Annotated in this window: 11 protein-coding genes; 5 read left to right on the top strand and 6 right to left on the bottom strand. The window is 68.7% G+C overall.

Annotated elements, in window-relative coordinates:
• Positions 1-44: 44 nt before the first annotated feature.
• Positions 45-2903 (bottom strand): hypothetical protein, encoded by a 2859-nt coding sequence (locus DY262_RS19975; RefSeq protein WP_147326286.1) that lies wholly within the window; start codon positions 2901-2903, stop codon positions 45-47.
• 310 nt (positions 2904-3213) lie between these two features.
• The gene (locus DY262_RS19970) at positions 3214-4605 is read right to left on the bottom strand and encodes a hypothetical protein (protein WP_147326285.1); all 1392 of its coding nucleotides are present in this window, start codon (positions 4603-4605) and stop codon (positions 3214-3216) included.
• Positions 4606-4782: 177 nt separating this feature from the next.
• On the opposite strand from DY262_RS19970, the gene metG reads away from it, so the two are divergent.
• Positions 4783-6834, top strand: coding sequence for a methionine--tRNA ligase (gene metG / locus DY262_RS19965; protein WP_116960856.1), 2052 nt, complete (start codon positions 4783-4785; stop codon positions 6832-6834).
• 1 nt (position 6835) lies between these two features.
• Here the strand turns inward: metG and bamE are convergent, their stop codons facing one another.
• A complete protein-coding gene (bamE, locus tag DY262_RS19960) occupies positions 6836-7360 on the bottom strand; it encodes an outer membrane protein assembly factor BamE domain-containing protein (protein ID WP_116960828.1) in 525 nt (174 codons plus the stop codon).
• A 101-nt stretch (positions 7361-7461) separates the two neighbouring features.
• Here bamE and DY262_RS19955 point away from each other — a divergent pair, with 101 nt between their 5' ends.
• From DY262_RS19955 to nadB, 4 genes are read left to right on the top strand one after another with little or no spacing between them, the layout of a single operon-like run.
• On the top strand, positions 7462-9114 hold the full coding sequence (locus DY262_RS19955) for a SulP family inorganic anion transporter (RefSeq protein ID WP_116960827.1): 1653 nt from the start codon (positions 7462-7464) through the stop codon (positions 9112-9114).
• A gap of 42 nt (positions 9115-9156) precedes the next feature.
• Positions 9157-9369: a DUF3460 family protein gene (locus DY262_RS19950; protein ID WP_116960826.1), complete on the top strand. Its 213-nt coding sequence runs from the start codon at positions 9157-9159 to the stop codon at positions 9367-9369.
• 10 nt (positions 9370-9379) lie between these two features.
• The gene (locus DY262_RS19945; protein ID WP_070397269.1) at positions 9380-10234 is read left to right on the top strand and encodes a segregation and condensation protein A; all 855 of its coding nucleotides are present in this window, start codon (positions 9380-9382) and stop codon (positions 10232-10234) included.
• Between the two features lie 52 nt (positions 10235-10286).
• Positions 10287-11888 (top strand): L-aspartate oxidase, encoded by a 1602-nt coding sequence (nadB, locus tag DY262_RS19940; protein ID WP_116960825.1) that lies wholly within the window; start codon positions 10287-10289, stop codon positions 11886-11888.
• Between the two features lie 50 nt (positions 11889-11938).
• Here nadB and DY262_RS19935 read toward each other — a convergent pair whose 3' ends face one another.
• The 3 genes from DY262_RS19935 to DY262_RS19925 all read right to left on the bottom strand — a co-directional run.
• On the bottom strand, positions 11939-12586 hold the full coding sequence (locus DY262_RS19935; RefSeq protein WP_147326284.1) for a hypothetical protein: 648 nt from the start codon (positions 12584-12586) through the stop codon (positions 11939-11941).
• 13 nt (positions 12587-12599) lie between these two features.
• The gene (locus tag DY262_RS19930) at positions 12600-12992 is read right to left on the bottom strand and encodes a hypothetical protein (protein ID WP_147326283.1); all 393 of its coding nucleotides are present in this window, start codon (positions 12990-12992) and stop codon (positions 12600-12602) included.
• Positions 12989-18638: hemagglutinin repeat-containing protein (locus DY262_RS19925; protein ID WP_181936577.1), on the bottom strand; the 5650-nt coding region annotated here is incomplete at its 5' end. The genes DY262_RS19925 and DY262_RS19930, both read right to left, overlap by 4 nt.

Here is an 18638-nt window from a genome sequence, read left to right as displayed (position 1 = left end):
GGGGTTCAGCGCCAGGCGCCCTGGTGCCCGCACACCCCTCCGGCTCACTGCGCTTTCGATGACAGCAGGGCCTTGCGCCAATCCAGCGCTGTCTGTTTCAGGGCTTGGGGTTTGTCCTCCGTGGGAATGTCTGTCGAGGTGAAGAGGCCCATCATGGTTTTCACCCAGGTGGCCTCGTGCTGAGCGATCGCTGTGTCCAGCCACTGCGGAAAGGTCTCGGCCGCGGCGGTCCAGAGCGCGGCGAGGTTCCAGGCCCAGCGCGGGCCCACCGCCTCGGCGTTCGGCCGCGACAGCACGTCCCGGCACGCTGTCACCAGGGCGGTGGCCCAATGCTCCGCCCATTGGAACGCGGGGCCAAGCGACCCGCTCGGCGCGCAGGCCGCGACGCGCGCGGCGTTCAGGGCCTGACGGCAGCGCAGCAGCCCTGTCGCCAGGTTGTGCCGCAACAAGACCACGGGCGCTGGTCCGCCCGCCGGTGTCCCCAAGGGGTGCTCCATCAGGGAAAGAAACAGCCCCTGGTTGTCATGGTCCCAAAGGTGAATCTGCATCCGCTCGCGCCATTGGTAGTTCTCCATCAGCCGTGCGTGCAGTTCCGCGGGGCACGGCAGCCCATTGACGAGCGCCCTGACCCACAGGTCTTCCAGGAATGCCCTGCGCTGCTGGCCCTCGGCGCGCTCGGCCTCGAGGCCAAGGCCGAGGCAGAACTCGATGAGCCACCGCTCCATCGACGCCGATGCGGGATCGGGCTTGGCCGCGACGAACCGGCAGAAATCCAGCAGCAACCCCCACCCCGGCTGCCAGCGATGGGCGTGCCTTTCCCTGTCGGCCAGCCAGTCGCGCTGTGAGATCAGCCGGCTGGCGATGCGCAGTAAGCGGTCCACACCCGACACCGGCGTCTCGCTCTGCCAAGGAGGCGGCATCGCCACCAGCACCCGCCGCAGATCCAGGCCGTCGGCGAAGCGCTCGAACAGCCACACCATGCGGGCGATGCCGCAGGCCTCGCCGTCGATGGCCGCCGCCAAGGCGCACGCCAGCAGGGGGCCGGAAGCCTTCTGGTCTTTGGCGGCGAGTCGCCACCATCCATCGAACTCGGCGGACGACAGCGCCTGGACCACGCCGCCCCCGAAAGCGCCCAATCCCAGGTCCAGCAGCCGGTCTATCCAGTGGCGCGTCTCCCACCACGCCCCCCAGGCCGGGCGCCAGGCCCGGCGGGCCAGTTGTTCCATATGGGCCCGCAACCGGTCCATCCGGGCCTGCCTGCCGGCGCTCTCGGGGTTGGCGCAAGGGGGCACCGCCCCGCTGTCCAGGTGTTGACGCACCACGTCCGCCAAAGGGTGGTTTTCGCCCAGCCCGCAGCGCTCCAGCAGCCCCAGCAGGCGCTGGAGCACCGACCGCCGCTGCGTCCGCCTTTCGCTCTTCACTGTCGCCGACCGCGCCAGCGTCCTGTCCAACTGCCGCCCAAGCACCCCCATCTCCCGCGCGTGCCGCTCCTGCTCCTGCGGTGTGGTGTGCCGGGGGTCCTCGGCCCAGGTGATCTCGGCTCGCCGAATCGCCTCGCGCAGCCCATCGGCCTTCTTCTGGATGCGCCGCAGCGCTTCGTCGTCCTCTTCGGGGAGCTCGTGGATGTGCAAGCCCTTGCCGGTCAAGCCGTACGTCAGGCCAACGGTCTTGAGCAGCGCCTGGAAGTCCTGCGCCAGCCGATCGAAGTGATCCAGGGCGACGCCTGGCCCCGCCAACCAGCACAGCTCGGCGATGCAATCGGCGGCCTTCTCGAGGCAACCATTCTGGAGATGGCGGGCCAGCTGTTGCGGCACGCCCCGGTCCAGAGCCGCCTGCATCGCTTGCACCTCGGCCCGCGACCGCTCGTCCAGGCCACTGTCGGCGGCGAGCAGGTCTTTGAACGCCGACCTCAGGCAGTCACCGAGCCAGCAGCGATCGTCTGCATTCGCCAGCGGTTCATCGCACAGTGCCAGGTAGCAAGCGACCAGCCCATTCAGGGCGTGGGTCGTGTCGGCGTTGGCCGCCCGCTGCACCGCCGCCGACAGCAGGCGTTCGCGGTACCGCTCGGGCACGGCGTCCAGCAGGTCCGGCGTCAGCTCACAGGCCCAGGCCCGCTCGAGCAAGCGGTCCCAACCGCCGAGCTGAAGCGGCAGCTGCTCCGGCGAAGGGCCTCGCTCTGTCAAGGCATGCGCCACGGCGCTGAGCAGGATGGCGCGACGCAAGGGGTCCCCCGCGCCTTCCGCACGGTCCAGCCAGGTCGCGCACAGGCCCATACCGGCCGACAAGCTGGCGTCAAAACCCGCCTCGACGTTCTGGCGTACCCAGTCGAACAGGTCCAGGGTCGAAAGGCCGGCCCACACCTCGTGCAAGCCGCCCACCGCATCGGAGACCCCGTACGCGAGGCCGCGCTTGTCCTCGGGGGTACACCCGCGATAGGCGGTCCAGAAGCCGCTCCAGTCATGGCGCAGCAGCGCAATCTTGGCGAGCGAGTGGGCCGAGCAATGCGCACTCACGTGCTCGACGATGAAGTCGTGGTACTCGAACTGCTCATTCATGTGCCGGCAAGCGTGCGCCGCCACGTCAAACAGCGCGCCCTGGAAACGCTGGCGAATCTCCTCGTCGGCGTGGTCTTTGAGCGCCCCCTTGTCTTCGGCGCTCATCGACAGGAACAGCTGGGCCCGCGTGGCCGGAGCCAGCACCTCAAGCCAGTCGCAGACCTGCGAATGCTGCCCCTTCGCCACCAGCCCTGTGATGTACGGGGCCAGGTGGGTCGTTGCGCCCGTGTCGAGCTCCACCGGGCCATTGAACTCCAGGCGACCGTCGCCAACGCGCGCGGGCGACTGGTCCTTCCTTTGGAACGCCTGGATCGTTTGGCACACGCCGAGCCACGCGCTCTCGCTCATGGCCCCCCGCGCAAAGACGAGGGGCTGGAGGTCGCCGGGGGTGGGCGGCTCGGTCCCCTCCCGCGGGGACCCGGCGCGTCCCCCGGGCGAGTGCGGCATCGAGCCGGTGTTCTGTGGCACGACCACCGGGCGCTGCTCGTGAACGCTCCCACGCGATAGGCGCCGAGGAGACGTCGAAGGCGAGCGACTGATCATTCGCATGCGGCTGGCTTGACAGGTGGGCAAGGACGGCGACACGACGCCGCCGCGGCCTGCAGACGACAGCGCGTGTGCAGACGGCAGCGCGTGGCCACGTTCTCAGGCCAAGCGCCTATCGTTTGAGGTGCTGATGCACCCAGCGCACGATGGCGCTGCCTGCCGCCTCGTCGCTGGCACCTGCGTTGTCGGCGTTGTTGGCGCTGTTGGCATCGCTGTCGTTCACGATGTCGATGACACGGGCCAACCACGGGTGGCGCGACAACACGCCGTCCCACCACTCGGGATTCAGCCTGGCCAGGCCGCTCCAGAAGCGGCCGACGTCCAGCACGAGGGGGGCCAGGACTGCCTGGGGAAGATCGATCAGTGGCGGCGCGAACGCCTCCGACGCAGTCCACCACTGCAGAGTGAACTCCACCGACGCCGTGGCCCGTTCCACATCTTCGCTGGACCATGAATCGCCGCCCTGAGGCGCCAACAGCGGCAACAAGCGCGGATTGCGCACCGCCATGCGCGCCAGGTTGTCGTTCAGCAACGCGAGCTGTTGCTGTTGACCAAGGTCTGAGCAGCGGGCGGGGCACAGGCGCGCCAGCAAACGCGGGTGCTGACTGCGGTCCCGAAGAACGTTCGATACCGGTGCCACGCCCGACACCTCGCTGAACATGAAATGGTCGTCGAGGACCTTGGGGGACAGACCATTCACCACCGCCGACAACCAGAGGTCGTCAACGAGAGCGCGCCGCTCGGCTTGGCCGCCAGACCGCATCGATTGGTGCAGAAACTCCCGGATGGTCAAGCCCTCGCCCCACTGGGCCGCCTGGGGCGAGTCCTGGATGAACTGTCCCAGGGCGAAGAGAACAGCCCACCCGTCCCAGGCGGTGGGACTTGACCACCGATCGCCGGCCAGGCGTTGAAGCGCGTTCAGTTGCTCGGGCGCAGCGGCCAAACGTGCGGCGAGCGCGCAGAGGCGATCGAGGCCGGACACCGGCGGCTCGTCGGGTGACGAGGGCGCCCAGATGGGCGAGAGCAGTCGGCGCAGCGCGACGTGAGGGGCATAGGCCGCGATGAGGGCACACAACTGGCCGGTCGTGCAATGCGGCGATCCCATGGTCTTCGTGATCATCTCCAGCAACAGCGCCTTGATCTGCGGGGTCGCTTGGGACAAGGCCTGAAGCACCTTCTCGTTCGCGTGTCCTGCGTCGTCGAGCAGCTCCTTCAGCACCGCCTTCACCGACGGCTCGTCGTGCGGCTTGGGCAGGGCGAGCAGCGGCAGGAACCGCTGCGTCTGCGTCGCTGGCAGGCCCGCAGGGGGGAAGCCGAGGGCCTGCTCAGGTGGACGCACTTCCAGGCCTTCGGGGCGGCGGTCCTCCGGGGTGTCCGGCTGCAACGCCGTTGTGGCCAACGGCATAGACGCCGGGGGCAAGGGGCCCTTCTCCGGGTCTCTCTTCGGGCTTGAGGGGAAGCGGGGGATGGGGCTTTGGGGAAATGTTCCGCTGTGTTTTTGCATGGGGTTGTTCCTTTCGATCGACCACGGGTGCCATGCGGGAAGGGGTCTGCAGCCTGGCCAATGCCTTTGCCCTGTTGCTCTTTGACCGCTTCCCGATGCATCGCCGCGTCAGTACCCCCGCCAGACGGGGCGGTTCCTCTCACCCATAAAATGAAGGGTTTCATCACGAGCGCCACCATGCCCCGCCAGCTCTTCGTCACCACCGCATTGCCGTACGCCAACGGCCACTTCCACGTTGGCCACATCATGGAGTACATCCAGGCCGACATCTGGGTGCGGTTCCAGCGCATGCAGGGGCACACGGTGCACTTCGTTTGCGCCGACGACGCGCACGGCGCGCCGATCATGATCGCGGCCGACAAGGCCGGCAAAACGCCGCAGCAGTTCGTGGCCGACATCGCGGCGGGCCGCAAGCCCTACCTCGACGGTTTCCACATCGCCTTCGACAACTGGCACAGCACCGACGCGCCCGAGAACCACGAACTGGCGCAGGCCATTTACAAGGACCTGAAGGCCGCCGGCCTGATCGAGACGCGCACCATCGAGCAGTTCTTCGACCCCGAGAAGAACATGTTCCTGCCCGACCGCTTCATCAAGGGCGAGTGCCCGAACTGCCACGCCAAAGACCAGTACGGCGACAACTGCGAGGTCTGCGGCAAGGTCTACAGCCCCACCGACCTCATCAACCCCTACTCGGCGCTGTCGGGCGCCAAGCCGGTGCTCAAGCACTCCGAGCACTTCTTCTTCAAGCTGTCCGACCCGCGCTGCCTGGCCTTCCTCAAGCAGTGGACCACCAGCGGCGCCGTGCAGCCCGAGGTGCTGAACAAGATCAGCGAATGGATCGCGCCCGACGAGAACGGCCAGACCAAGCTGGGCGACTGGGACATCTCGCGCGACGCGCCCTACTTCGGCATCGAGATCCCTGACGCGCCGGGCAAGTACTTCTACGTGTGGCTGGACGCGCCCGTGGGCTACCTGGCCTCGCTGAAGAACTGGCTGGGCCGCCAGGGCATCGACTACGCCGCCTTCATGGCCGACCCGTCCACCGAGCAGTACCACTTCATCGGCAAGGACATCATCACCTTCCACACGCTGTTCTGGCCGGCCATGCTGCACTTCAGCGGCCGCAAGACGCCCAACGCCGTCTTCGTCCATGGCTTCCTCACCGTGAACAACGGAGAGAAGATGAGCAAAAGCCGCGGCACCGGCCTGGACCCCTTGAAGTACCTGAGCCTGGGCATGAACCCGGAATGGCTGCGCTACTACCTGGCGGCCAAGCTCACGGCGCGCAACGAGGACCTGGACTTCAACCAGGAAGACTTCCAACTGCGGGTCAACAGCGACCTGATCGGCAAGTTCATCAACATCGCCAGCCGCGCGGCCGGTTTCATCGCCAAGCGCTTCAACGGCCAGCTGGGCGCGGCCTCGGCCGACGGCGCGGCCCTGCTGCAGGCGCTGCAGGCCAAGGCCCCGGCCATCGCCGCGCTGTTTGATGCGCGCGAGTACGGCAAGGCGCTGCGCGAGGTGATGGGCCTGGCCGACCAGGTCAACGCCTACGTGGACCAGAACAAGCCCTGGGAGCTGGCCAAGCAGGACGGCCAGGAGGCCCGGCTGCACGACGTCTGCAGCACCTGCATCGAGGCCTTCCGCCTGCTCACGCTCTACCTCAAGCCCGTGCTGCCGGCGCTGGCCGCGCAGGTCGAGACCTTCCTGCAGGTCCAGCCCCTGCAATGGGCCGACGCGGCCCACCTGCTGGGGACCGGCCACGCCATCCAGGCCTACCAGCACCTGATGCAGCGCGTGGACCCCAAGCAGCTGGAGGCGCTGTTCGAGCCACCGCCCGCGCCGGTGGCAGCGGCGCCGCTGCCCGGCGGCGAGGCCCTGGCCGAGACCATCACCATCGACGACTTCGCCAAGATCGACCTGCGCATCGCCCGAATCGTGGACTGCGAGCGCGTGGAGGGCTCCACCAAGCTGCTGCGCCTCACGCTCGACGTGGGCGAGGGAACAACGCGCAACGTCTTCAGCGGCATCGCCAGCGCCTACCAGCCCGAGCAGCTCAAGGGCAAGCTCACCGTGCTGGTGGCCAACCTGGCGCCGCGCAAGATGAAGTTCGGCGTGAGCGAGGGCATGGTGCTGGCCGCGAGCCACGCCGACGAGAAGGCCCAGCCCGGCATCTTCGTGCTGGAGCCCACGCCCGGCGCCGTGCCGGGCATGCGGGTGCGCTGAGCTAGCGCTTCTGCAGGTCCGGGTCCGGCATGGTCCCGGACTTGATCACGCGCAGGTCCTTGTCGAAGGCCACGCTGAAGATCATGGGCTCGGTCTGGCCCTTGGCCTGGAAGCGCCAGTCCTGGTGCGTTTCGCCATTGAGCGGGAAGGTCTGCACCTTGCGCGGCTTGCCGAGCAGGCGGCGCACCTGCTCCAGCGGCATGCCGGGCTGCACCTTGGCGAAGTTCTCTTCGGTCAGCACCTGCGAGACCTTCACCAGCACGCCGTCGGCGCCGATGGTGACCATGTAGTTCACCACGCCCTCGGGCTGGCGGTTGTACTCATAGATCTGCGCGCCCTCCTCGCCTTCCCACACGGCCTCGGGCTGGCCGAACTTCTCGCGCACGTCGGCCTCGGTGGACACGCCGGGCTCCAGCTCGGCGATGTTCTGCAGATCGCAGGCGCCCACGAAGCCGACGGCGGCGAGCACGCCGGTGATCAGGCGGCCCAGGCGCCACCAGGCGCTGCGGGTGTTCGGTCGGGTCATGCGGGCTCCTTCTGTCCTGGCGGCCGGCAGGGGTCTGCCGGTGTGAGCGGCAGTGTAGGACCTTGCCTTGCGGCGCCGGTAGCCATCGGTAACATCGGCCCATGCCTGGCCTGCCACCCCTCGCACCGTTTCGCCCGCGCCTGCTGGCGGACCTGCGCGGCTACGACGGCGGCCGCTTCGCGCGCGATCTCGGGGCGGGCGTCACGGTGGGCATCGTGGCGCTGCCGCTGGCCATGGCCTTCGCCATCGCGAGCGGCCTGCCGCCCCAGGCGGGGCTGTGGACGGCCATCATCGGCGGGCTGCTGGTCTCGCTGCTGGGCGGCACCTCGGTGCAGATCGCGGGGCCGGCGGGCGCCTTCATCGTCATCGTCTACGGCATCGTCGAGCGCTACGGCGTGGCCAACCTGCTGATCTCGACCGCCAGCGCCGGCGTGCTGCTGTTCCTGCTGGGCCTGTTCCGCCTGGGCGCGCTGGTGCGCTACGTGCCGGTCAGCGTGGTGATCGGCTTCACCAATGGCATCGCGGTGCTGATCGCGCTGTCGCAGCTGCGCGATCTGCTGGGCCTGCGCGTGCCGCACATGCCAGCCAACTTCTTCGGCCAGATGGCCACCATGGGCCGCCACCTGGACACCGTCAACCCCTGGGCGCTGCTGTTGGGCGCGCTGTGCGTGCTGGGCCTGTTCGTGTGGCCGCGCCTGTGGGCCACCGACTCGCGCTTTCGCCGCCAGCTGGACAACCTGGAGGTGCCCGGCGCCCTGCGCGCGACCTCGCGGGTGCCGGGACCGGTGGTGGCGCTGCTCACCCTCTCGCTGCTGGCCTGGGCACTGCAGCTGCCGGTGGAGACCATCGGCACGCGGTTCGGCGGCATCCCGCAGGGCCTGCCGGCCTTCGCGCTGCCCGATTTCTCGTGGGATACCGTGCGCCTGCTGGTCACGCCCACCCTGACCATCGCGCTGCTCGGGGCGGTGGAGTCGCTGCTGTGCGCGCGCGTGGCCGACCAGCTCGCCGAGGCGCGAAAGCACGACCCGAACCAGGAACTGATGGCCCAGGGCGTGGCCAACGCGGTGGTGCCCTTTTTCGGCGGCATGCCGGTCACGGGCACCATCGCGCGCACCGTCACCAACATCCGCGCCGGCGCGGCCTCGCCGGTCGCGGGCATGGTGCACTCGCTCACGCTGACGGTGGTGGTGCTGGCGGCGGCGCCGCTGGCCTTTCACATCCCGCTCGCCGTACTGGCCGGCGTGCTGCTGTTCGTGGCCTGGAACATGGGCGAGTGGCGCGAGTTCGCCCGCCTGAAGCACTTCAGCAACCACTACCGGCTGATGCTGCTGACCACCTTCTCGGTCACCATCGTCTTCGACCTCACCGTGGCCGTGGAGCTGGGCCTGGTGCTGGCGGTGGTGCTGTTCGTGCGGCGCCAGCGCGACATCTTCAGCGCCGAGCCGCTGCAACGCGAGGACGGCCGCCAGACCTGGCGGCTCTACGGCTCGCTGTTCTTCGGCGCGGTCACCAAGATCGACCCCATCGTCACCGAGGTGGAGGCCGCGCCCGGGCCGCTGCACCTGCTGCTGGACGCGCACCTGATGGTCTCGCTCGACACCACCGGCCTGGACGCGCTGGAGCAGCTGCACAAGGCCCTGCGGCGGCGCGGCGGGCGGCTGGAGATCGTGGGCCTGCAACCGCAGCCGGCCTCGCTGATGGCACGCTCGGGCTTTGCGGGGCGCCTGGCCGAGGTCGACGGGGACGGCCAGTAAAATCGACGGTTTCCCCCGATCCGGACACCCTCCCCCGCCGCCATGTCCTTCTTCCGCCGCCCCGACTACCAATCCGAAGCCACCCAGTTCATCGAGCAGCTCAAGGCCGAACGGCCGGGGCTGGAGGCCCGGCAGCGCGAGGGCCGTGGTCTGCTCTGGGACAAGACCATCGACCGCGAGTTCGCGGCCGAGGCCGAGGCGGCCGAAGTCCCGCAGAAGCCCTACGTCTACCAGACGAATTCCGACTTCAACTGAGCCGGCGACCATGACCGAACCGGCGCCCTCCCTGGACGAAGCCCCGCAGGGCCTCGACGAGGTGCTGCCTTCGGTGGTCGACAACGTGGCGCTGGCGCGGCTCTATGGCGAGCCGCTGTTCAAGCTGCCGCAGGACCTGTACATCCCGCCCGACGCGCTGCGCGTCTTCCTCGAGGCCTTCGAGGGTCCGCTGGACCTGCTGCTCTACCTGATCCGCAAGCAGAACTTCAACATCCTCGACATCCCCATGGCCGGGGTCACGCGCCAGTACCTGGAGTACGTCGAGGAAATCCGCGCCAACAACCTCGAACTGGCGGCCGAGTACCTGCTGATGGCCGCGATGCTGATCGAGATCAAGTCGCGCATGCTGCTGCCGCCCAAGAAAACGGCCGAGGGCGAAGAAGCCGAGGACCCGCGCGCCGAACTCGTGCGCCGCCTGCTCGAGTACGAGCAGATGAAGCTGGCTGCGCAGCGCCTGTCCGAGGTGCCCCAGTACGGCCGCGATTTCCTGCGCGCCCAGATCTATGTCGAGCAGGCGCTGCAGCCGCGCTTTCCCGACGTGGACATGGTCGACCTGCAGAGCGCCTGGCGCGACATCCTCAAGCGCGCCAAGCTCGTGCAGCACCACAAGATCAGCCGCGAGGAGCTGTCGGTGCGCGAGCACATGAGCATCGTGCTGCGCCAGCTGCAGGGCCGCCAGTTCGTCGAATTCGGCGACCTGTTCGACACCAGCCGGGGCGTGCCGGTGGTGGTCGTGACCTTCATCGCCATGCTCGAGCTCGCCAAGGAAACCCTGATCGAGCTGACCCAGGCCGAGGCCTTCGCGCCCATCTACGTTCGCCTGGCCTATACCCCCACTTCCTGAGCCCGCCCACCCGCCACCGCCGCGCGGCGCGCCCACGGTCTCCTCCACCGCCATGACCGACCTTCACCGTTTCGACGTCCTCATCATCGGCAGCGGCCTGGCCGGCCTGAGCGCCGCCCTGCACCTGAGCGCCACCCACCGCGTGGCCGTCATCACCAAGCGCGCCCTGCTCGACGGTTCGAGCAACTGGGCCCAGGGTGGCATCGCCGCCGTGCTGGCCGAGGGCGACAGCTACGCCTCGCACGTGGAAGACACCCTGGTGGCCGGTGCCGGGCTGAGCGACCGCGAGGCCACCGAGTTCACGGTGGAGAACGCGCCCGCCGCCATCGCCTGGCTGCGCGAACTGGGCGTGCCTTTTTCCACCGCCGACGGCGAGCTGCACCTCACGCGCGAGGGCGGCCACAGCCACCGGCGCATCGTGCACGCGGCCGATGCCACCGGCGCCGCCGTGCAGGCCACCCTGGTCGAGCGCGTGAAGGCCACGCCCGGCATCCAGGTGTTCGAGCACCACATGCTGGTGGACCTGATCACCGAGCGCCACGTCGGCGGCAACGGCGAGCGCCGCTGCTTTGGCGCCTATGTGCTCGACACCGTGCGCGACGAGGTGGTCACCTTCGCGGCCCGCCACACCGTGCTGGCCACCGGCGGTGCGGGCAAGGTCTACCTGTACACCACCAACCCCGACACCGCCACGGGCGACGGCATCGCCGCCGCGTGGCGCGCAGGCTGCCAGGTGGCCAACATGGAGTTCATCCAGTTCCACCCCACCTGCCTGTACCACCCGCACGCCAAGAGCTTCCTCATCACCGAGGCCGTGCGCGGCGAGGGCGGCATCCTCAAGCTGCCGCCGCACCTGGGCGACCTGGGCGGCCACCGCTTCATGCCCGACCACGACCCGCGCGCCGAGCTGGCGCCGCGCGACGTCGTGGCGCGCGCGATCGACTTCGAGATGAAGAAGCACGGTCTGGACTGCGTGCACCTGGACATCTCGCACCAGAGCCCCGAGTTCCTGCGCGAGCACTTCCCCAACATCCTGGCGCGCTGCGCCGAGCTGGGCATCGACATCACCCAGGAGCCCATCCCGGTGGTGCCGGCCGCGCACTACACCTGCGGCGGCGTCGTCACCGACCTGCAGGGCCACACCGAGATCGCCGGCCTGTACGCCGTGGGCGAAACCACCTGCACCGGCCTGCATGGCGCCAACCGGCTGGCGAGCAATTCGCTGGTGGAGTGCATGGTCTTCGCGCAGGCGGCGGCCAGCGCCATCCGAGCGCACCAGGCGCCCGACACGCCGGCGCTGCCCTTATGGGACGACAGCCGCGTGACCGACGCCGACGAGATGGTGGTCATCTCGCACAACTGGGACGAGCTGCGCCGCTTCATGTGGGACTACGTGGGCATCGTGCGCACCGACAAGCGCCTGGAGCGTGCGGCGCACCGCATCACCCTGCTGCAGCGCGAAATCCACGAGTTTTACGCGCAGTTCCACGTCACGCGCGACCTGCTGGAGCTGCGCAACCTGGTGCAGGTGGCCGACCTGATCGTCATGTCGGCCATGCTGCGCCGCGAAAGCCGCGGCCTGCATTTCAGCCTGGACCACCCGGGCATGCTGCCCGAGGCGAAGCCGACGATTCTGGTGCCACCGGGGCGGTGAGGCAGCCAGCGAGCCCGCACCAACGGTAACGTGGTTCTGCCGGGATCACGTCAATTGATCTCGTCGGGGCCAATGAGCCTGGGCTTGCCGATACCCAGGAATGGCTTGCTGCACCACCAACGCGAGTGCTTCACGGGGCGCGCCTGTTCTGTTTCGACCAGCTCTTGAATGCTCAATCGGCAGATGTGGTCCTGCAAATCCGTCGACAGCGAATAGTGTTTGCCCTCCTCCGGTGTGAACCGCAGAAACAATGGGCCGCAGGAGGCGTCGTTGATGTACGTGGTGGCCGCGAAGGCGATCGCCTGGCCAGCGGGGTAGTGGGTGATCTTGGTCCTTGGCAGTTTCTCGATCCGATTCAGATTGCCCAAGGACATGAAGTTGGCCAGACCATGAAAGCGCTGTACGGAAGCCGAGAGCATCTCGCGCCTTCTGACGCGTGCGGCGATGTCCTCGGATTCGGGCTCACACAGCTTGTCTCCCACACGCCGTTGAAAGACCGCGATCGCCACGGAGTTCGTCGTGAACTCAACGACGGCGCTTCCTGGCGGTGGCGCGGACCCCACCTCATCTTCGATCGCTTGTTCGGCGTCAGGGTAGTACTGAACAGTCGGAGCGGCGCACCCCGTCAGTACGGCGCCAATGGAAACCGCCACGCAGGTCATCAACGGCCTAATCCGGCCAAAGGTTTCGGCATTCATCGTCAAGAGCACGTCAGTTCGGGAATTCGACCTCGATCGGCTTGTGTTCCGGATCGGCGAGAAAGCGCACGTAGGTTTGCACGGCGAGCTTGTATTGGGCGAAGCTGACCTCGCCGCCTTCGCCTTGGCTGTATAGGCCCTCGAACCAGACTTTGTCAGGGGTGATGTAGGTGACCCAGGCATTGCCGTCGGATTCGATATAGGCCGACTCACCGGATTCAATCTGGCGAATTTCCTCGAGTGCCGTAGCTCCAGAGCCCTCTGCACTTTGGACGTCCTCGCCGATCGCGGCGCACATCAATTCGAAGCTTGCGGCGTTCGTCCCGTCGACATCTGCAACATAGATTTTTCGACTGAGGCCCCGTCGGCCTCCTAGATCAAATCGTTTGTGGCATTTAAGTTTCATGGTGTCGCCTCCTTGAGAGGATAGAACGTAGTGCGTTGGCTTTTGGTGTCCCAATGGAACTGAATATCGATCCCGCTCGGCGACGGTTGCACAAAACTCGTCCCCGGTGCCCCCTTCTTGAACGCCTCCGACACCTCGTAATCGATGCGCGCCTGCGACCACGAAGGCGGGAAAAAGGTCGACTCACGGCCCTTGTCCACCCACACCCCCTTCTTCGCATCCCACACCTGCACCGGCGCCTCATACGTCCCATTGGCGTTGTATGTGATGTCCGCCCCCGGCTTGATGCGAGCGGCCCCATCGGCGGCGAACTCCGCGTGGTAGCCCGTGGCCTTGCCCTTGGCGTTGACCTCGCCCGTCAACACATGGTCCATGTCGAAGTTGTTCTGTTGCAGCACCTGGTTGTCGGTCTTCGCGATGTACTCGGCGTCCCGGCTGGTGTCGGGCGTCATCTTCGCCCAATCGTCCAACTCCGTTCGCAAGTGCTCGCCCTGGACCGCGCTGGTGGGCGGTCGGGCCTGGGCAGCATCACCGGCCGACTTGATGGCGGCTTCGCCGCCTTCGCCGACCCGGGCCGCGCCAGCAATGGCCGAGACCTCCTTGCCCTCGATGCCCCGCGCCACCACCTTCGCGCCGCGAGCCGGCAGACGAAACCCGAGCAGCGTCTCTTCCAGCGTCGTGTCTGGCACCGCCTGCCCGTTGGGCGTGTTCAGGCGTTCCAGCCGCTGCCCATCCCGCCGCTCCTTACCCGGGACGACCGAGGCCTGGTTGTCGGGCGAACCACCCGGAAAGACGTTGCCATACGGATCGTTGCGCTGCGCTGGCGTGGCGCTGAAGTAGGTTTGTGGCTGACCATCGCTGCCCAGCACCGCTCGACCCTGGCCGTCCAGGATGGGGCGCCCTGCCTCAGCGTCCAACATCTTCCGGGCTTCGCCCAGGTCGGCAAAGAAGCGCTCCGCCCCACCCATGGCCGCCTCGCTGCCAGGTTGCCTGGCAGCGTCGACCACGCCTTGCTGATAGGTCTGTTCGTGGGCAGCGGCCTGCGCGTCCACGCGGCTCTCTGCCGCACGCTCAAGCATGTCGCTCCAGTACACGCGCGCATCCCGCTCGCAGGCGCTGTCACCTCGGCAACTGGCCTTCGCCTTGTCTCCCGCCAGTTCGCGGATGCGCTGCTTCTCCGTCGGGTGCAACTGCCGGTTGTTCAGATCGGTACTGAACGCCGTCCCCGCAGCCGCTGTGCCCCCTGCCGCACCGGCCGCCAGGCCCACTCCCGTGGCCATGCCCAGCCCCGCGATGCCCTTGGCCGCGTTGGGGCCCAGGCCGGCACCTTCCAGCGCTGACTGCATCTGGTTCTGCAGGTCATTGAGGGTGGGTGCCGCCAGGCTGGCAGCACCCGCGCTCGCCGCGGCGCCCGCGCCGCCAGCCAGCCCACCGATCACCGCATGCCCCGCCGCGCGGTACGCGCCGCCTTCGTCCCATTGGTCGGCCTCGGCCAGCAACTCGGCACGGGCCGGGTGGTTGACATCAAGCCCCGCGGCGTCCTTCCTCTTCTTGTCGCGCTGCTGGTCGGCCATGTTGCCCCAGCCCTTGGCGAGCACAGGCAAGCCGTTCTGTGTGATGGTCCCCTGCGCATTGACTTCGTCCTTGACCTTCTCCTTGTCAAAGATCGGCGAGATGCCGCTCTGCGCGTCTCCCGTGCGGGCGTCCTTGTCGCCCGCGATGCCCGAGATCCCCGCTTTGGTGGTGCTGCTCGCGCTGCCCTTGTCTTCGCCCCAGCCTGCGCCACTGGGCCGGCTCACCTCCTGCACGGGTTTGCCGTCCTGGCCCAGCACCGGGCGACCGTCGGGGGTCGTCTTGTCAGACACGGACACACCGGCATTCACGCTCCAGCCGCTGGCCTTGTAGCTGGCCTCGTTGTGCACATCCTGCAGCTCGACCCCGCCGTCGCTGGCGAAGTGGTTCCTGCCCTGCTCCACCGCCACCTGCGTGCTCGTGATCGCCCCGCCCTTGAGCACGGTCTTGCCCTTGACCCGGACATCAAAGCCGCCATCGCCCGCGCGCATGCCGCTCTGCTCGGTCACGCTGGCGTACTCGCTGTCAATGTTCGTGGCGCCGCTGCTGAAGGAGGCGCCCCCCGCATTGGCCCCGAAGCTCACGCTGCCACCCGCCTGGCGGCTGCGCTCGTGGTAGCTGGCGCGGTCCTGCAGGCTCTCGATGTGCAGGTCGCCCTGGACATCGCCCTCGATGCGCGGCGCGCTGATCACCGCACCGTCCAGGGCGGTGTCGCCCCCGGACTCGACCACCACCTTGTCTCCCGCCGTGACGTGGGTGTTGGTGTGGGTCAGCGCCTGACTGTCGGCGTTGCCACGCCCCGCGCTGGCGCTGGCCGTGACGCCCCAGCCGGAGTTGGCGCCGCCGAGCTGGAAGCCAATGCCCACGCTGCCCGAGCGGTTCTCGCTCTCGGTGCGCTCCTGCACGGTGTTGTGTGCCGCCCCTAGGTCCACGTTGCCCTCGGCCTTGAGGTGCACGCTCCGGCCCGCGTTGAGCTCGCTGCCGCGGACCTGGATGTCGCTGTCCTGGCCGGCCCCTTCGGCGATGAACGTCACGTTGCCGCCGGCGTAGACGCGGCTGCCCTGCGCGCTGTCGGCGCTGCCTTCGCTGGTGCTGCGGCTGCTGGAGGCGCCGACGCTGAAGTTCACGCCCGCGCCACCCGTGGCGTCTCCCTTGCCCTGCGCCTGGGCCACCGATCCCATGCCCTGCTGCACCTGCAGCCCCGCCGTGGCCACGCCCAGCGCCTGCAGGCGCTTGTTGTTCGTCTCGCCCAGGGCCTGCACCGTGTCGGCAAAGCCCTGCATGGCCTGCACCGGCGCGCCGCTCAGGCCCACGGTGAAGCCGCTCTGGCTCATCTTGTCTTGCTGCCAGCGCCGCTCGCCGGTGCGCGCGTCGATGACCTTGGCGGCCCGGGCGTGGACGTCGATGTCGCCCTGGGGGGCCAGCAGGTCCGAGCCCACCTGCTCGTAGGTCTGGCCGGCCCGGATGTTCACCTTGCCCTGGAGGGACCCCAGCGTGCTGCCCGCCGCGCCACTGCCGGAGGCGTTCTGTTCGCTGCTGCGTTGCTGGCTGCCCAGGGTGAGGCCCGCGCCGCTGCCGAAGACACCACTGCTCTTGTCTTCCTTGAAGCGCTCCTGGCGGTGTTCGGTGTGCTGTGCCAGCACGCGCACGCTGCCGCCGGCGTTGACGTCCAGGTCCTGATCGGCCACGGCGTTCGAGCCCTGGAAGGTGATGTCGCCGTCGGCGCTGAGGTCGATGTGGCGCCCACCCAGCGCGCTGCCCTGGGCCTGCGTGTGGCTGTCCAGGCGGCGGGTTGTGGTGCTGGAGGCGCCCAGGATGTCGCCGCTCTTGGCGTGCATCCCGTGCTCGACCTGGTAGCGGGCCTCGCCGGCGTCGATGTCCAGGTTGCGCCCGGCGTGCACGCGCAGGCGCCCGTTGGCCGGGTCTTCGTCGTCAGGGGACTGGGCGGGCTGGTCCCGGCCGTTTAGGTCTGCGTTGTTTAGGTCTGCGTTGTTGGGGTCCGCGTTGGCCTGCACCTGCGCGGCGCGCATCTGCACGTCCCGCTCCGCCGAGAGGTTCACGTCCTTGCCGGCGACCCAGCTGCCCACCTCGGCGCTGCGCTGCACCCGGCCGTAGTTCCTCTCGTCGCGGGTGGCGTCCAGCGCTTCGCGCGTGTCCACGGTGCCCAGGCGCATGTCGCGATCGGCGTGCATGTCCACCCCGTCGGCCTGAGCGCCCGCGCCCAGCAGCTCGATGTCGCGCCCGGCGTGGGCGATGAGCTGGCCGGCCGGCCCGCTCACGCTCAGGCGGGCCACCCGATCGAGCACCTCGGTCTGGCCGTCGGCGCTGTGCGCGGTGGTGCTGGCCACCTTGAGGTCTTGCCCGGCGTCCAGCAGCAGCGCGTCTCGCGCGCTCAGCTCACCGCCTTGCACGTCGATGTCGTCCCGGGCCCTGAGCGCGGTGACGCCCTCGCTGCGGATGCGCCCGCTGCTTTGAACCCCTTGGGCGTCGATGAGCACCAGCTCGCGCCCGGCCACCGTGCCGCCGTTGAGCAGCGCGCCGCTGAGGTTCAGCTGTACCTGGCGCCCGGCGATCAGGCTGCCATCGGGGGCCAGGTCGCCTGGCCTGGGCATGAGGTAGACCCGGGGGAGCAGGACGCTCTGCGTGCTGCCGTCGGGCAGCGTGACAACCTGGGTCTCCAGCCAGACGATGTCGCTGGTGAGCGCGGCCACCTGCTCGGCCGTGAGGGCGATGCCCGGGCGCAGTTGGTGGGCCTGGGCATAGGTGGCGCCGGCCTCCAGGAGCGCCATGTATTGCGCTTCGTCGTCGCTGAAGTCGCCCAGGAAGCGCTGGCCCGTCAGTTGGGTGATCTGCTCGCGCACCAGGCGCTGTTCGATGAAGCCGTCGCCCAGGCGCTTCTGGAAGGTGCTGGGATCGACGCCCAGCAGGGCCAACTGGTGGTCCGAGCCCATCCACTGGCGCCGCCCGGCAAAGCGCGGGTCGGTCTCGATGAGGTAGGGGGCCGCGGGGTTGGCGCTGGGCTTGAACAGGGCGTTGTTGAGCTCCACGGAGGGCGCCTGGGGCGCGTCGGCGGCGCCTTGCTCCTGGCGCAGCGCCTTCACCTTGAGTGGGATGGGGATGCGCTGGTCGATGGGGGTCTGCACCCAGCCGTAGTGGGTCTGGCAGGTGAGCACCTCGCAGGTGTGGTCGACCACGCCCCAGGTGTAGGCCGTGCCTTGGCGCCTGAGGCTGGCGGCCACCTCGCTGGCCTGGTTGTCCACCGCCGCGCCCGGCGTGTGCAGCACGCCGCCGGCCACGATCTCGCTGTCCTGGTTGCTGAGCCGCTCGCTCGCGTTGAGCCGCATGCCGCCGCCCGAGAGGATTTGCCCGGGCTCGCTGTGCACGGTCTTGAGCGCGGGGCGGGTCTCGGTGACGGTTTGGTAGATGTCGAAGGGGCGCAGCTCGGCGTTGATGGCGCTTCTCACCGCCCCGAGCTTCTCGCCCAGCGCCGCCCAGGGGGCGGCCTGGTCCTGCCAGGCGGCGAGTGCGCGCTGGTAGGCGCTCAGGTCCACGGGGGCGGGGCCGTCGGGAACTGGCGGGCGGGGCATGGGGCCCGGAGGCTCGCCGGGCGGGGGGGCCACGCCCAGGGCGGCCCAGATGGGGTCGCCGCGGCGGTAGTTGAACTGCGCGTCTTGCCAGACCTGGGCCTCGCTGTCTCCATGGCCCACGGTGACGATGCCGGCGGGCACGTAGGGCTCGGGGCCGTGGTACCAGGCGCTGAACTGCGGGTCGCTCACGCCCAGGGCCTCGGCGCTGGCCCGGGTGAGGATCCAGGGGCGGGCGTGCAGCACGTAGTCGTTCCAGCCTTCGCTGCCCTGCATCAGCGAGAGGGGTTTGACGGCCATCCAGGCGATCTCGCTCGCATCGACTTCGCCGCTGGGGGTGAAGTACAGGGTGCGCGTGGTGGTGCCACCCCCGTCGCTCACGACCTCGGTCTGCAGGTGCTCGTTGGCGTTGATGAGCACGCGGGCCTTGACGTCCAGCTCCCCCAGGGCTTCGATGCGCGCGCTGCGGTTCTCGATGCGATCGGCCGCG

This window comes from Hydrogenophaga borbori (assembly GCF_003417535.1).
GTDB lineage: Bacteria > Pseudomonadota > Gammaproteobacteria > Burkholderiales > Burkholderiaceae_C > Hydrogenophaga > Hydrogenophaga borbori.
Note: the sequence above shows the minus strand (reverse complement) of the source record. Positions and strands in the feature narration are given on the sequence as shown.